Origin of the sequence: Chitinophaga rhizosphaerae (assembly GCF_003958645.1) — a bacterium.
GTDB lineage: Bacteria > Bacteroidota > Bacteroidia > Chitinophagales > Chitinophagaceae > Chitinophaga > Chitinophaga rhizosphaerae.
Map to the genome: position 1 here is coordinate 152,202 of NZ_RXLO01000011.1, position 15,839 is coordinate 168,040.

At 52.6% G+C, this 15,839-nt stretch carries 9 protein-coding genes; all 9 read left to right on the top strand.

Annotation, left to right across the window (positions count from 1 at the left end; all coding sequences use genetic code 11):
• Positions 1-833 precede the first annotated feature (833 nt).
• From EJ361_RS21930 to EJ361_RS21970, 9 genes are read left to right on the top strand one after another with little or no spacing between them, the layout of a single operon-like run.
• On the top strand, positions 834-3,659 hold the full coding sequence (locus EJ361_RS21930; RefSeq protein ID WP_394344735.1) for a SusC/RagA family TonB-linked outer membrane protein: 2,826 nt from the start codon (positions 834-836) through the stop codon (positions 3,657-3,659).
• 46 nt (positions 3,660-3,705) lie between these two features.
• Positions 3,706-5,229, top strand: coding sequence for a RagB/SusD family nutrient uptake outer membrane protein (locus EJ361_RS21935; protein ID WP_240646703.1), 1,524 nt, complete (start codon positions 3,706-3,708; stop codon positions 5,227-5,229).
• Positions 5,230-5,241: 12 nt separating this feature from the next.
• A complete protein-coding gene (locus EJ361_RS21940) occupies positions 5,242-5,898 on the top strand; it encodes a fasciclin domain-containing protein (protein ID WP_126248372.1) in 657 nt (218 codons plus the stop codon).
• A gap of 3 nt (positions 5,899-5,901) precedes the next feature.
• On the top strand, positions 5,902-6,936 hold the full coding sequence (locus tag EJ361_RS21945) for a DUF5007 domain-containing protein (RefSeq protein WP_126248374.1): 1,035 nt from the start codon (positions 5,902-5,904) through the stop codon (positions 6,934-6,936).
• Positions 6,937-6,989: 53 nt separating this feature from the next.
• Positions 6,990-10,103 carry a SusC/RagA family TonB-linked outer membrane protein gene (locus EJ361_RS21950; RefSeq protein WP_126248376.1) on the top strand — a complete coding sequence of 1,038 codons (3,114 nt, stop codon included), beginning with the start codon at positions 6,990-6,992 and terminating at the stop codon, positions 10,101-10,103.
• 24 nt (positions 10,104-10,127) lie between these two features.
• Positions 10,128-11,642 (top strand): RagB/SusD family nutrient uptake outer membrane protein, encoded by a 1,515-nt coding sequence (locus EJ361_RS21955; protein ID WP_126248379.1) that lies wholly within the window; start codon positions 10,128-10,130, stop codon positions 11,640-11,642.
• Between the two features lie 5 nt (positions 11,643-11,647).
• Positions 11,648-12,358 (top strand): hypothetical protein, encoded by a 711-nt coding sequence (locus tag EJ361_RS21960; protein WP_126248381.1) that lies wholly within the window; start codon positions 11,648-11,650, stop codon positions 12,356-12,358.
• Positions 12,359-12,392: 34 nt separating this feature from the next.
• Positions 12,393-13,973: a DUF5008 domain-containing protein gene (locus tag EJ361_RS21965; RefSeq protein WP_126248383.1), complete on the top strand. Its 1,581-nt coding sequence runs from the start codon at positions 12,393-12,395 to the stop codon at positions 13,971-13,973.
• 34 nt (positions 13,974-14,007) lie between these two features.
• Positions 14,008-15,741, top strand: a complete 1,734-nt coding sequence (locus EJ361_RS21970) for a LamG-like jellyroll fold domain-containing protein (protein WP_126248385.1) — start codon at positions 14,008-14,010, stop codon at positions 15,739-15,741.
• Positions 15,742-15,839: the final 98 nt, after the last annotated feature.

Consider the following 15,839-nt stretch of genomic DNA (forward strand, 5'->3'; position numbering starts at 1 on the left):
CTTTCTATGTATGGTTATACCTCGTGTGTTCCACATTAATAGGATGACTGGTTTTGATGAAGAATAGAACCCGTCTGTCTAGGTGGGTTTTTTTGTTAAAGCAGCGTGACTGCGTGCCAGGAGCGCTCTGTTTTTTGCTTTTTCTTTATATGACGGAAGGGCTGGCGCGGATAAGGGTCTTTTTTAACCGGCCGGAATGTTCGCATCCCTAATTGGTTGAGCGCTGCAGTTTCATTGCAGTGAACCTCACAAGTGAGCAATCTGCAAATATTCCATCTGTTTTTGCTAAAAACTAGTGAAGTGGTCTATACCTGTCTGACTAATTTTATGCTGTTCCTTTTAATGTAAAGTTATTTGGACTGGCGACTTTGTGCGTGAAGTAAAAGTAGATGATGTTTTGCAGTTGAAGGCTCCTCGAAAGCTGTACCCGATACGATTTTTCAAAGTTGAAGAGAGGACGTTTATTTTCAGCCCTGAATTTTTCCTGACTAATGTGAACTAAACGAAGTATGTATCAACAAATCAGTCTACCATTATATTATAACCCGGGATGTAACCTGCCCGGTTGTCATGCAATCTCATTCCAGGAACTTAACCAGGTAATATGTTAATACCGATGACTGTAGTTGGCTCGTATCGCCGACTGTGGCCGGCTGTTTTGCCATAAAACTTTCTGTAATTAAATATCGCTTATGATTACACCTGTACGTATTTATTGTACGTTCCTGACTGTGCTATGCCTGCAAATGAGCGCCCTTGGCCAGTCTGCCGGTACAAAAAAAGCTGCGGGTCCGCAGCCGGACGATGAATTTCCAGTTGGTAACGGGCAAAAACTGGCGTGGAAGGACACATTGTTGCATAAACGGTCTTCTTCGGCCGTTATTGCTACCAGTGGCTCAAAAGGGCGTTGGGCAAGCGCACCGTTTGCGTCGTTGCCGCAACTGCTGAAAGGTAATGTTGCCGGCCTATACGTTCAGGAACCTTCCGGGGAACCTGGTACAGAGCTGAATATGCTCATCCGTGGTGCGGCGGTGCCTTATACGCATCGGAAAAACATGTTTGAAACGCAGCCGCTGGTGGTGCTCGACGGCATCCCGCTGCTTTCGCCGCATCCCTTCGTGTATGATATTCAGAAATATAGTTATACCCGGCAGGGCGGTGCGTTTGAAATGCTGAACCGGATCGATGTGAACGACATCGCATCCATCACTGTCATCAAAGACGGATCGGAAAGCGCGATATATGGCCCCCGTGCCGTAAATGGCGTGATTGTGGTTGCAACGAAGCAGGCAACGGCAAAGCAGAACTATATCGCCGTGAACAGTTGGTTCGGATGGGTACAGCGGCCGCATGTTTCCACCATGAATGCCCTTACGGAAAACAATTTCCGCAAACCTTTCTATGAAAAGTATGGTACTGCGGCAGACCTTCGAAAATACCCGGCTTTCCTGCGCGATTCCACCAATCCCGCTTACTATGGCCCCGCGAACTGGACGGACCTATACTATCGCAACGCCGCCGTCAGGGGTATTAACGCCAGTATCAGCGGCGGGTATCCGCGGGCAAATTTTAGGCTGAGCATCGGCAACCTCCGCAACGCCAATCCGGCAGACAAAGCGGCAATGGACCGGTATACGGCCAGCTTTTCCATCAATATGATGCCGCTGAAATGGCTTACCATGTCGACCCTGCTGAACGGCGCCAGGCTTGAACGGGACAGGAATACCTATTTGCGCGACCGCTTCGCGGAAATGCGATACCTGCCAGACCTGGTGAACCCCCTTTCGCCAAACAAAGACAACTACGGCCGGTACCGCTCGGAGTTCGATAAATCGTATGACGATAATAAAGCCAATGCGTTGGCAGGTTTCTTCCGGCTCAAGGCAGATGTGGGCGAGGCCATCAGTTTCACTTCCCAACTGTCTTTCGACTATACAGAAGATATGCGCGATATGTTCTTTCCCGGTACGTTGCTGGAAGGGAACAATTTTGCTTCCAATTATGTAAGCTACAACCAGCGGATCATTTTCGATAACGCAGCCCATTTTTCGACTACCTGGAAGGGGGATCACGCACTGCGCTTCGATGCGGGGCAGTCGCTCCAGCTTGATTTCTATAAGTATGACTATATCTACGCTTACAAAGGACCTAATGACCGCATCAAGATCAACCAGATCGACAACAATACCCAAAATCCGAAGGCATTCCCCTATCAGCTCATATACAAATTCCTGGACAAGGAAAAACTGCGGCTGTCGTCGCTCTACGGCCGGCTGAACTACAGTTTTAAACAGCAAGTGGAATTGTCGTTGTTGTTACGTACGGACGGTTCTTCCAATGTACAGGCTTCATCGCGGTGGCTCCTGACGCCGGCGGTCAACGTTAAATGGGACGCTAAGCCTGTCCTGTTCAAATCTTCCCGTATGATCGATGATATTGCGCTGTTTGCCGGATGGGGACGGGTAGGGCGGCTGCTGTCGACCGACCGGTTCGCACAGGGCCCGCAATATACGGTAGACATGAGCTGGAGCAACGAACCGGTGATCAGTTCCTATGCGGGCATATCCGGATTGATGCGGCCATACGGCTACGGGTATATCGGCGACGGTATTTCCTGGCCGTATTCCGACCAGTTCAATGCCGGGCTGAACGTTTCGCTGGCGAAAGGGCGGTTGACGATGAATGTTGGTGTGTACAGCAAAACCGACAAAAACATGTTGCTCAACGTGCCGGCATATTCCGACTATGGCTATAGCGGTTTGTTCGCGAACGGGATGCGCGTCAGGAATGCCGGGGTGGATGTTTCCGCAGCATATCAGCCGCTGAGGCCGGGAAATGTTATCGGCTGGACCGCTTCGGTGGCGGCAGGGTACAACCGGAACAAGCTGATGGCGTTGCCCGGCGGGCTGCGCGAGATCACCATCGGCGACCGTCATCTCGAAGTGGGGCGGGCGATCGATCAATTTTGGGTGCTCCGCAACGATGGCATCTACAATAGCAGGGAAGAAGTGCCCCTGCACCCCGTGTCCAAAATACCCTTGAACTATAGAGGGATTGCGCTGGAAAAGGGAGATCCCAGATGGCGGGACCAAAACGGTGATTTTGTGATCAACGACAAGGATAAAGTGCTTACAGGGCATTACCTGCCCGTTGTTTCCGGCAGCATCGGTAACGATTTTACCTATGGTTGCTTCAACTTCGGTTTTTCCCTCTATGCCGCGTTCGGCCGGTCGGTGGTGAACAAAGCGATGGCCGACCGTTTCGATTTTATCAACCGCGAAAGCTCCCTGGACATGAACGCTGTGAAGGAGATCACTTTCTGGATGAAAACCGGCAGGGACGGCAATTATCCGACATACAACCCCTGGAGCAGCGTGGTGCCTTACCGGACGGATCAGGACCTTTTCCTGGAAAACGGTGCTTTCGTAAAACTTCGCCAGGTTACAATCGGGTACGATGTAACGAAGGCCGGATGGTGGAAGCGACGGAAGCTGAAAGGCCCCAGGAACCTATACGTGTACGGCAATGCCGCCAATCTGCTCACTTTCACGCCTTACTCCGGTGGCGATCCCGAGCTGGTGGATTTCAAAGGGTATGACACAGGGTACGGGTTGCCCATTCCCAAAACATACACCCTGGGCGTGAAACTGGAACTGTAATATTCTTATACACGAAATACAATCAAAGCGATAAATGATCATTCGTATGAAAATACGCAGGACGATAATTTTAACGGCATTGCTTGCGGCCGGTTTAACTACCGGTTGTAACCGGGAATTGGACATCGACTCTACGAAGACCGTTGGCGACAAGAACTTCTGGCGGTCGTACAGGGACACCCGTGCCGCGCTGGTCGGCACTTACGGGCTGATGCGTGCGGCGTTGACCGACAATGGCTGCTTCTGGATGTACGGGGAGCTCCGCATGGGGGATTTTACGGCGGTGCAGCGCCCCGATCTCGATGCGGTGATCAAAGGTAAGCTTAATGCCGCGTTCCCGCTTTTCGAGGGGCTGACCAACTGGCGGCGGTTTTATGCCGTGGTGAACGCCGCCAATATTTTCCTGGAAAAAGTGGGGGAAGTGAAGCAGAACGATCCGAAGTATTCCGATCAGAACATGCGGGTGGATATTGCGCAGGTGCGGTTCCTGCGGGCGTTTTCGTATTTCTGGCTGGCATCCGTTTGGGGCGATGTGCCTTTTGTGGCAAGTTCCCACGACGGGGCGTTCGCAAACAAACCCCGCACGGATAAGCAAAAGATACTGGCGTTCGTGGAAAGCGAGATGCTGGCGGCCGCCGCGGACCTGCCTTTTAATTACAGCACTAACGATCCGCAGCAACTGGGCGACTATTACAACGAGCCCTCTTCCCGGTGGATGGGTGTATTGGCCAGGAAACTGTCGGCTTACGCAGTGCTTGCACACGTGGCGGCCTGGCGCGGAGATTATCGGAACGCCATGACGTATAGCAAATTCGTGCTGGACAACAAGGAAAGGAGCGGAATGTATTATGAGCCCGACACCCGGTGGATCTCTGCGGCCAATGGCATGTTCCAGGGCCACAAGACCAACCAGCTGTATGGCCTCAACTTTGAGTTCGACTACCAGGAAGGCACATTCGGCGGGCATTTCGAGGAATTTACGCTGGCAGAACCGCTGGTCCGGAAATCGCTGCCGGATATCTATGTGACGAGAGACTCCATTACTTCCATCTTTGCTTCCCCACTGGATACCCGCTTCTCGATCGATACGGTTACCGGCCAGCCGAAGTATACGGACCGCTGGTTTACCAATTTCAATAGTGAAATACCCATCTTCTGCAAGATTAAAGTTATCCAGAAAGACGGGTCAGACCCTTCATTCCGCCTGTATTCCAGTTGCCTGATATACACCCGGCTGGAAGAAATTGCACTGCTCAATGCAGAGGCACTTGCCGTCATCGGCAACCGGGCCGAAGCCATCAATTCGTTGAACATCGTAAGGGACTTGCGGAAAGTGCCCCGCTTCGCGGAAGGTTCGGGCGAAGACCTTATCGACGCAATTTTCCAGGAGCGCCGCAAGGAAATGATAGGCGAAGGTCACCGGTGGTTCGATCTCGTGCGCTACCATCGGATCAAACGCAATAACCCGGCTTTTATGAAGCTGATCAATAACGGCGGTATTTACTGGCCGGTAGCTGCGGAAGTGCTCCGGCAAAACCCGCTCCTCAAGCAAAATCCTTTCTGGAATTAAAAGAACGCTCACATGGCGACAATGAAAAATCTTTATCCGCTGGCCCTGCTTTTCGCAATGTGGTTGACTGCCTGCAAAAAGAACGACGGCGATTATGCCTATCAAAACACCCAACCGGCCTTTCCCGGCAACACATACGAATACATGAAAAGCCATCCCGGCCAATTCGACTCCCTGTTGCTGATCGTTGACCGCCTGCATCTGGCAGATACCCTCAAGACCGGGAAGTACACGCTTTTTGCGCCCGTGAATGCCAGTTTCAGGTATGTCGTGGAAAACCTGAATGCGGTCCGAAAAGGAAAGGGGCTCTCGCCCATTTACCTTCAAATGGCCGACTCCGCGCAGCTCGATACGATAATGACGCGGTATATAATCCGTACGGCATTATCCACAGACGATATGAATTTTGCCGACGGAATTGAAATGCAGACCGTCAGGTACGGATATGTTATGAATGGCCGGCGGAAGACCACCAATGCCGAAGGTTTCATCGGCGGCGGCCCTTCTTACCTGGAGTACAGCGATATGAAAAAATCGAAATATAACCGCGATTGGGTCACCACGCGAACGCAATCTGTCAACATCGCAACCAGCTCCGGTATCGTGCATGTGTTAAGAGACGATCATGCTTTCGGGTTCGATGAATTTATCCCACGTTTAAATAAATAGATTATGCCAGGCAATAAATGTTTCTATGGTTTTTTACTGGGCATTTCGCTGCTGGCAACTGCTGCCTGTAAGAAGTATCTGCCCGACGATGTGGACACCCTCAGCGAAAAAGCGGTTTACACCACCACGCTTTATCAGCCGGTTCTGGGCCGTACCACTTTTTATCCGAATGTTTTCAACGCCGGGCAGTCGTCGCTTCCGCTCAATTTTAAGGTCGTGAATGTGCGCACCCGCGAAGGTACTCCCGTGGATATTTTCGATAAAAGTGCAGACGTTCTCGTTTGGAAGAAGGGATATACCGGGCTGGAGCGGTCGCTGGAGGAAATTGCTAAAAAGCGTTTGGTGGAAAAACATCCATTCTGGGAAATAAGGCCGAATTCCGGCGAGTTCGTGATGTGGGCGGAAGCAATGGCCCCGCAGGTGGTCTCCCAACCGGATTCCGGCTACCTGTTCGATGTGGAGGTGAGCAACTCCGGTGGCCGGAAAACATTCCGCGACCTCAAGCTGAAACCCCTTTCCCAACGCAGCTACGAGCCCAATGTGCTCGATCCCGTGACAGGGCAGGTAAGGACCGACAGCAAGGGGAATCCTTTGTACATCAATCCGATATTGAGCAACATCACCGGAGACGCCTCCGGGAAAACGCTCACGGCAGACCAGGTACGGGTCTACTTCACCAAGAAGGGAAATGGCAATAGCCTGACTTTCCGCTTCTACGACAAGGACTCCATGCCGATCAATCCTGCCTACTTTAACCGGACGGTACTGGATTCCGTCGTGCATGGTTTTAACGTCCGGAAAACCGGCACCTCGCTTGGGTTCGACGTGGCTTACCCGGTTCCGCTCATCAAGCTGAAAACGAGCTACACGAACAACGACGGCTCGCAGGCCGCGGTGGTGTTCACTTACGACCGCATCGGGCTGGGCGGCATCAGGTCTGTTTCTTCCCTGACTTTCAATTTTAACCTGTTCGAAAAAGGAGATTGGGAGATCGCATTCCATTTTCACAAGGAAAATCCCCGGTTCAGGGACGAATGACGGGGAACATGGATAAACAGTTCATTTTCAAAAAGACATAAAGATTCTCGCGGATGAAATATTTCTATACTCGATTTTTGCCGGCGGTCTGTTTATTGCTTGCCTGCCAGGCCTTATACGCACAAAGCAAGGTGCTGATCAAAGGCGTTGTGCGGTCGGCGGATAATGACGAACGGTTAATAGGCGTCAGCATCCTGGGCGGCATGCCGCTAAAGGCAATAGGGGTGACCGACGCCAACGGAGTGTTCGCGGTACAGGCAGACCCCAATTTGCAGTTGGTATTCCGGTACGTCGGGCATTCCGATTTCAGGATCAAGCCCGGGACAAAACGGGACATCGTTATCCGCATGAGCGCCAGCGAAAACAGGCTGAACGAAGCGTTGATCGTAGGCTATCAGAAAAAGACCCGGGAAACCGTGGTAGGCGCCGCCGTGAAAGTGAGCGGGAAAGACTTGCAGGATATACCCGTATCCAACGTGGAACAGTTGCTGCAGGGCAGGGTTGCGGGCCTCAATATCCAGAACAACACCGGTGCGCCCGGTGCCCGGGGATTCATGCAGCTGCGCGGCATCTCCTCGATCGGGATCACCGGCGGGGGCGACGACGCCTTCCTGACGCCTACCTCGCCGCTGTACGTGATCGACGGCGTGCCCGTATCGCCGGACGTAGGTTTCGAATACGGTTTCCAGTCGGCCGGTCCGGGCGTGAGCCCCACGTCCATGATCCCTCCCGAAGATATCGAAAGCCTGGAAGTGCTGAAGGATGGACAGGCTACGTCTCTCTACGGCTCCCGCGGCGCGTACGGTGTGATCATCATCACCACGAAGCGCGGTAATTCGCCCGTTCCGGTGGTCAGGTATACCGGCAATTTCTTCCTGAATACACCTCCCAAACTCCGCGCTACCATTGGCGGGAAAGCGGAACGGGACTTCCGGCTGGCGGAAATATTCAGATACGGAACGATGGAAGATATCTATAATATTTCCTATACGGCGTTGCTGGCCGACAGTCTTAATCCTTACTACAATAACAGTACCGACTGGCAGGGCGTTTTTTACCGGAAAACTTTCAACCAGACGCACAACGTAGGCATCAGCGGAGGTGACCCCAAATTCAATTACAAAGTGAACCTGGGCTATTACAATGAGTCGGGCGTGATCAAAAATACCGGCTTCACCCGGTACTCGCTGAACACGAACATGGAATACAAGCCCACCCGGAAACTGCGGGTTTTTGCCGCCATTTCCACCTCGGTCGGATTGAAGAACAAGGGATCGGGGACCGGGCTGCTGCAAAAAGGCGTGGCAACAGACGGTAAATCGTCGTCGCTGTTACCGCCGCCGAGCTTCTTCCTCAGCACCAACAGCACCCTGGCCTCGCTGAACACGAAGAACGATAACAAAAGCGGCAGTTATCGCATCAACCTGGATATGAACTACGAATTGTTTAACGGCGGCTCGATCTCGTCCAGCCTGGCTTACAGCTACTCTACCAATACGGAAGGGAGCTATGTCCCTTCCGCAGCCAATAACGATTTTTCGGAAGCTTACGGATATAACGACCGGGCGACGTCGCTTTTTAACCGCAATGCGCTGTCGTTCTTCCGCAAAGCGGGGGCAGACCATAGCTTCGGGCTTTCTTTCTCCAACGAAATCCAGGCCGGTGCATCTCAATCGGCCAGCATCCGGCAAAAGAAAACCCCGAACGACCAGTTTCAGGGGCCGCTTGGCGCCGATGGACTGTCGTCCAGAGGAGGGCTGATCGGGTATAGTAAAAATACCGGTGTGTCATTTTCCGGTTCATTCAGCTATGACTATAAAAAGAAGTATATTTTCGATGCCAGTTACCGGATGGATGCGTCTTCCGCCAGTGGCATCGCTAACAGGTATGCCCGTAACCCCGCGGCCGGCGTGCGCTGGAACTTCAATAAGGAAAACCTGTTCAAAGACCTTTCCTGGCTTTCATACGGGTCTGTTCGTTTGACGTGGGGCCGGAACATCGTGCCGAACGGCGACATTTTCTCCGCTTCAGGACAATACGAACTTCGTAAAACCTACAACAATGTGCCCCGTATCGGCATCGGTTTCGGCAGGTTGCCGAACCCGAACCTGCGGCCCACTACAACAACGCAGTACAATTTCGGTTTCGAAACCGGCCTTTTGGACAATCACGTCGAGCTTTCCTTTGATGCCTATTATAAACAGGTGGATTTCCTCACCCGGGGCAAAGCTATGCCGGATATGGTCGGGTTCGACGAGTTGCTGAGCAACGAAGTAGGGCTGGTCAACTATGGTTACGAGCTCAGCCTCACGTTTCGGCCATTACCCAAAAACAGTGCGCTGCAATGGAATTTCTCGATCAACGGTGCGCTGAATAAAGATGTGCTGACCCGCCTGCCGGGCAACGAGCGGCAATTCCTCACCGCCGACAATATTTATCTGCGCGTAGGGCGCAATACTTTCAGCAATTACCTGTACAAAAACACAGGCGTATATGCGACCGATGAAGATGTGCCGCTCGACCCTGCCACAGGCCTGTACCTGCGTACACCGGAAGGCGTGCCCTTCCGCGCGGGCGATGCGCGGTTCCTGGACCTCGACGGCAATTATGTCATCACAGACAATGACCGGGTGATCATGGGCAATAGCATGCCGCTGATTACCGGCGGGTTCAATACTTCCTTCCGGTACAAGAATTATTCTCTCAACGTTAACGGTTCATTTACCCTGATCAGGGATGTGATCAACAGTGCTTTGGTGGAAAGGATGAACTTCCTGCAAGATCCCCATAAACCCAATGCCATTACGGTGCTGCCGCCCGATATCGTCTACTGGCAGCAACCGGGAGATAATGCGAGCTTCGCCAATGTATACGACTATAAGCGCGCTCCCGTTACACGGCCTTACAGGGCGAACCAGAGCCTTTTCCAGGAAAGCGGAAGCTATTACAAACTGAATACGGCTTCGCTGTCTTACAGCCTCAATAAGGAACTGATAAAACGTATCGGCCTCAATTCCGTGCGGGTGTACGGTTCGGTCAACAACCTCTTCACCTGGTCGAAATACCGTGGTCCCAGTGCGGAAAATGTAACCGACCTGGGGCGCGACCGGTCAGACGGTTATCCCACGCCACATACCTATAACCTCGGCCTGAACGTAGATTTTTAATGCAGACGCTTTAACGATACCACTATGAAATGGAAATTAACAACCCTGCTCATCTTTACCGGAATTGTTTGCAGCACCGGCTGCAAAAAGTTCCTGACGGTTCAGCCGGTAGATAAATTGTCCGGGAATGCCTTCTGGAAAACCGAGGCTGATGCGGAATCGTACATCAGCGACATGTATGGCCAGTTTCGCGATAAGTTGTCGAGTACATCGTTTATTGCGGCTTCCGGAGAATTGAGGTCCGGCCAGGTGAAGATGTCACCTGAAACGGACGATCCCGTTCGCAGGGCCTATATCGATATCGCCGGACAGAACGATCTGCTCGCCCTGATCGCACCCAATGCAAAATGGAATACGACGAATTTCAACTTTCCGTCGATGACGAAATGGAAAGAATTTTACCGGGTCATCCAGTCGGCGAATATTATGGAAAAGGAGTTGGGGACGCGTACGATCCAGGATTTCAGCAAGTCGGACGCAGACCGCTATATCGCTGAAGCTGTTTTTATCCGGTGCATGACCTACCTGTTCCTCGTCAGGCTGTATGGAGACGTGCCGTATTACACGGAAGCCTACCTGAGCGCTCCGCTGGGCAGAACGAATATGGTGACGGTTATCAATAATTGCATCGCCGACCTGGAGCAACGGCAAAACGATCTTCCATGGACTTATAAAGACCCGTCCAAACGTGCGGTAAGAGCTACCAAAGGCGGTGCGCTGGCGTTGCTGATGTATATGCACATGTGGAACGCCGGTTTCGATCCCGGTAAGAAACAGGAGCATTTTGAGAAAGCTGCGGCATTGGGGAAGGAACTGATCGCAAGCAGGTCTTACAAGTTGTTGCCGATCGAAGAATTCCATAATATTTTCAAAGGCCGGAGCGAAGAAGGCCTTGTGGAAATCGCGCAGAATTACAACTACAATGAAACGCTGTCGCTGTACGCCTCTTTCTCCGATATGCTGCTACATGTTCCCTTCAAATCGGGGCATAAATTCAGCATGGGTTTTTTCCGCGCTGATTTCCTGCGGATGCTGTACCCGGACGGTGAGCAGGACGCCCGGCGGTTGCTCTGGTTCGATCAGAATATGATGGCCGACAACGGGCGGTTCATGTTCCTCAAATTTACGAACATATATGCACATGCGGGAGAAGGCGGGAACCCAGACGATAACGTCATCATCTTCCGCTACGCCGGCGCCATACTGATGACGGCCGAAGCGATGCTCGAGACCGGGAAAACCGAAGAAGCCGTTCAGCTGCTGAACATGGTGCGCGACCGCGCAGGGGCGCCGAGATTCATTCCCTCCGGCATTGATGCCCTCCGGCAGGCAGTGTACATAGAACAGGCCAAGGAACTGATGGGCGAGGGCGTGTATTATTTTGATCTCGTCAGGACCGGCAGGGTGATGGACCAGCAATGGTGCAACAGTCCCCTTACGGCCGATCAGTTCGCCCGCGGGGGATGGACATGGCCGCTCGCTCCGTCCGTCATGGACAACAATCCGCTCATGACATTAAATGCTTACTGGACAAACTGATGATTATGAATAATTCCTTTCCGCTGAAATATATATTCGGATGCGTGTTCGCGGCATTGCTTTTCTCCGCGTGCAAGAAAGACGAATATTACCAGGATAGCGGCACTACGCCGGCATTGTATAACGGTACGGTCCTGGATTATCTGCATGAAAAGCCGCTTCATTTCGATACGGTCGAAGCCGTTATCAAATTAGCGGGCCTGGAAAACGCGCTCCGGAACGATTCCCTCACTTTTTTCGCACCTACCGACAGGTACGTGACCAGCCTGCTGAGGGGGTTTAACAACCGGCTGTATAAAATGGGGAAAGACACGGTTAAAACGCTCGATGAAATTCCCGCAATAGTGTGGAACAAATATATGTCGATGTATATCTTCCGCGGGGTGAACCTGCTGCGGGATTATCCACAGATCGATTTCGACCTTTTACAGGTGTACGGTGGGCAAATATACCTGTCGTACAATAATACGCCCATGAACATCGGTGTAACCTACGGTTCTTCCGGCGGTGTGAAATACGTGGGCTACCGGCAGTTGCAGCTTTCCTTTCTCCGCGACCCCGGCAGTCTGAGCCGTATCAATTTCATCAATGTGGCAGTGGCTTCCTGCAACATCCAGCCGCACCATGCCGCCGTGCATGTACTGCGTGATTCGGACGGTTACTTCGCGTTCGATTCTGATAACTTTTTGAACGATTACCTGGCGTACAAGCAATGAACACGCCAGCATACTCAACAGCAGATATGACACTATGAAGAAAATACTTTGTTTTGCGTTGGTCGTTTTGGGCGCATTGTCGTGCCGCCGGGAGAAAGAAACGTATCCCAACCCCTATGAGGGCGGAAGGCAGCCGTTGGGGATCAAATTCCTCGATGAGCCACCTTCCGTTTCGGAAGCGGAGCCCGGCACGATCGTAAGTTTTAAGGTAACGGGGCTCGTGCCATACCGGCAGCAGTTATCGTTCTCATTCAACGGCCAGGTGGCCGAGGTAACGGAACTGGATAGCATGCACCTCAGCGCGAAGGTGCCGGCGATGGCCAGCAGCGGTAACGTGCAGATCGTTGTGGGCGACCAGGCATTTTTCGGCCCCGTTTTCAACGTATTGGGCAAAATCGAAAAAGACATCACTTTCCGGGCCAATATCGGCACAAACGGGCCCATCTCCAAAATGCTGGAGCTGGCAGACGGCCGTTGGCTGCTGATCGGCGGTTTTAACGATTATGAAAACAAGGGCGCGATCTCGCCGCTCAACCGGATCATCGTCATCAGCCGGAACGAGGAGCTGGACCGTACCATGAAGTTTGGGAGAGGCGCCTACGGCCCCTTGTCGGATGTAGCCGTGCTGCCCGACGGTAAAATGTTGGTGGCCGGGAACTTTTCCGGGTTCGACCGGCATTACTGGGGCGTAAAGCGGATGTTCAACATCTGCCGGCTGAATGCCGACGGATCACCGGATACCACCACGGTGCAGTCTTTCACGAAAAAAGACACGGTGCCGGTCTGGAAAGGTGGTACGGATGGCCGTATTATGAAACTGTTCCCCGTGGCAGACGGGAAAACCATCGCAGTAGGGGAATTCAGCTATTTCGTCCAGAAACGGTACGGCATCGGCACGCGCGACGGCCTGCGGGATTCGCTGTTGACCGACAGCGTGGAAGTGTCTCAGTTGTTGCGCTTTAACGCCGACGGTTCACTTGATTCCACGTACCATTACGATCTCGTCCGGCATAAAGGGCGGCCGGTAACGAACGGTTTTATTTCCGACGCCATCATGCAGCCGGATGGAAAAATGATAATCGTAGGTCGGTTCAGCCGGTACGACGATATGCCCGTTTCCAATATCGTCCGCATCAACCCGGATGGTAGTCCCGACCGTACGTTTACTGCTGCCGCGGATGATTTCATACAACGTATCAACTATAATTCCGTCACGAAGCAATACGTATTGGTAGGTTATTTCAACAACTACAACAAATCCCGGTTTAACAGAATAGTGTTGGTCGATGAGCAGTTCGACCCCGTCCCGGGGTTTGCAACCGGCCTGCTCGAGGGCGGAAGTATCAATTTCGCGGCACAGATGGGCAATGGTCTCATTTTCGCTACCGGCTTTTTCTCAAAGTATGACGGCGTGCCGCGAAACGGTATCATGGTGTTGAACGCCGCAGGCAAGCTCGCGCCAGGGTACAACGCCATCGGGCGGTTCTACGGGTCGTTGTCGGGCTTGGTGGAATCGAAAGGCGTCAACGGAGAATCCCGCATCACATTGCTGGGCAATTTTAATTCTTTTAACGGGCAGCCGGCTGGTAATATGACGCGCCTGCTCATCAAATAATTTCGTCGTTAACACCGGATAACTTTTCATTTGCATGAAGCTTTTTTATCAGATAACAAGCATGTTCGTGGTGCCGATGGCGTTCACCGCATTCCTGGCGTGTAATAAAGATGCCGTTGCCACGCGCAATTTCCCGGAAGGGAAAGATACCATTACGAAAGATCCGCAACCCAAAGTCCTGTACATCATCGTAGACGGTGGGCGGGGCGAATCCGTCAACAAGGTGGCGCCGCCGAATTTGACGGCCCTGAAGGCCAATTCCATTTATTCCTGGAATTCGCTTACCGATACGTTGGGCGTTCAGGCGGCTTCCTGGGCGGATATGCTGACCGGAGTGGGGAAAGATCGCCATGGAGTGCGCAGTAACGATTTCGCCGGAAACAACCTGTCCGCTTTTCCGTCTTTTACCCGGCTGGTAAAGGACCGCCTGCCCGGTTATCCTGTCCATTTTTACAGCGCCAACCCTTTATTGCCGGCCCACCTCTCCGCAGGCGCCGATAAGGCAGTTGCCTTCGGGAACGATGATGCAGCTGTGAAGACCGCCGTGCTGAATGCCTTGTCTGCCGACACCGCTGGACTGATCATTGCGAATTTCGGCGGAGTGAACGCCGCCGGCGCTGCATTCGGATACGATGCCTCCATACCGCAGTACCGTGAGGCGATCATGGCTTTCGATAAGCACCTGGGAGATATTATGCTCAAGCTGCGGGCGCGTAAAGGGTTTGCAGACGAGAAATGGCTCGTGGTGGTGGCGTCCAGTATGGGAGGGGATTACCCGGTTGATCCGGAAATGAATGATAATTCCGTATTCAGTAAACCATTGTTCAATACTTTCACCATTGTTTATTCCCCCACGTTCAAACCCCTCTTCCTGGACCGGCCCTTCAACGGGACCAAGTTCTCCGGAAGTACCGTCCGCCTCTTTGGTAAAGACGATGCGATATTCGGGACAGTACCGGGTGCCATCGATGAATACAATTTTGGGGATACGACTTCCTTCACTGTCGAACTCAATATTAAAGTGAACCAGCGGCCCGACGGGTCGTACAACTACCGGTACCCTTCGGTGCTGGGGAAACGTGAGTCATTCAGTAGAGGCGTACCGGGCTGGGTGATGTTCCTGGAAAACAATTTCTGGCAGGTGAATTTTGGCCAGGTCGGGAAGGGGAACGTTCAGGCCAGGGGTGGCGTAATCGGCGACGGGAAATGGCATAATATTGCCGTTTCCGTGCTCAACCGTAATGGAAAGCGATATGCCAGAACTTATACCGATGGCAGGTTCGGGGAAGAAAAGGATATTACCGGACAGGGAAATATCAATAGCCCGGCGCCACTCACCATCGGGCATTTGCCGGGGTCAGACAATATACCGGCCGACGTGTATATGGCGGAAGTGCGGATTTTCAAGGCCGTACTGGGAGACGCTGTTATCGCCCAGGATGCGGCGGCGATAAGGGTGCGCGACGACCATCCTTTCCGCGATTTCCTGCTCGGTTACTGGCCGGCCACCGATGGTGCGGGTGCGGTTTTCAAAGACAGGTCGCTGCTGGAATACGACTTCAAATTACAGGGCTCTCCGTCCGGCACATATTTGTGGGAACCTTTTTCCACTGTGCTGAATCCGCCGGTTTCCAGCAATTTATCCAGTCTGGTTCCGGCGGGAAAGGATTTGCCGCTGTTACTGCTGACATGGCTCAACATCATTCCAGACCCTGCCTGGCAGTTGGAGGGGCAGGTATGGATCACGGAGCAAGTAGGTGTAAAATAATGACAAAGCGAACGCTTCCCTCATTCGATTGTAGCTGTGGGAGACGCTTCGTATGATAAAAGTCAGGGTGAAGGGTGTCCTTTTCTCTGGCCGCCAGT

Bases quoted from the DNA above. Each gene is read 5' to 3' on its own strand.
- EJ361_RS21935 (WP_240646703.1), top strand. From the start codon at position 3,706: ATGAAAATACGCAGGACGATAATTTTAACGGCATTGCTTGCGGCCGGT.
- EJ361_RS21940 (WP_126248372.1), top strand. From the start codon at position 5,242: ATGGCGACAATGAAAAATCTTTATCCGCTGGCCCTGCTTTTCGCAATG.
- EJ361_RS21945 (WP_126248374.1), top strand. From the start codon at position 5,902: ATGCCAGGCAATAAATGTTTCTATGGTTTTTTACTGGGCATTTCGCTG.
- EJ361_RS21950 (WP_126248376.1), top strand. From the start codon at position 6,990: ATGAAATATTTCTATACTCGATTTTTGCCGGCGGTCTGTTTATTGCTT.
- EJ361_RS21955 (WP_126248379.1), top strand. From the start codon at position 10,128: ATGAAATGGAAATTAACAACCCTGCTCATCTTTACCGGAATTGTTTGC.
- EJ361_RS21960 (WP_126248381.1), top strand. From the start codon at position 11,648: ATGAATAATTCCTTTCCGCTGAAATATATATTCGGATGCGTGTTCGCG.
- EJ361_RS21965 (WP_126248383.1), top strand. From the start codon at position 12,393: ATGAAGAAAATACTTTGTTTTGCGTTGGTCGTTTTGGGCGCATTGTCG.
- EJ361_RS21970 (WP_126248385.1), top strand. From the start codon at position 14,008: ATGAAGCTTTTTTATCAGATAACAAGCATGTTCGTGGTGCCGATGGCG.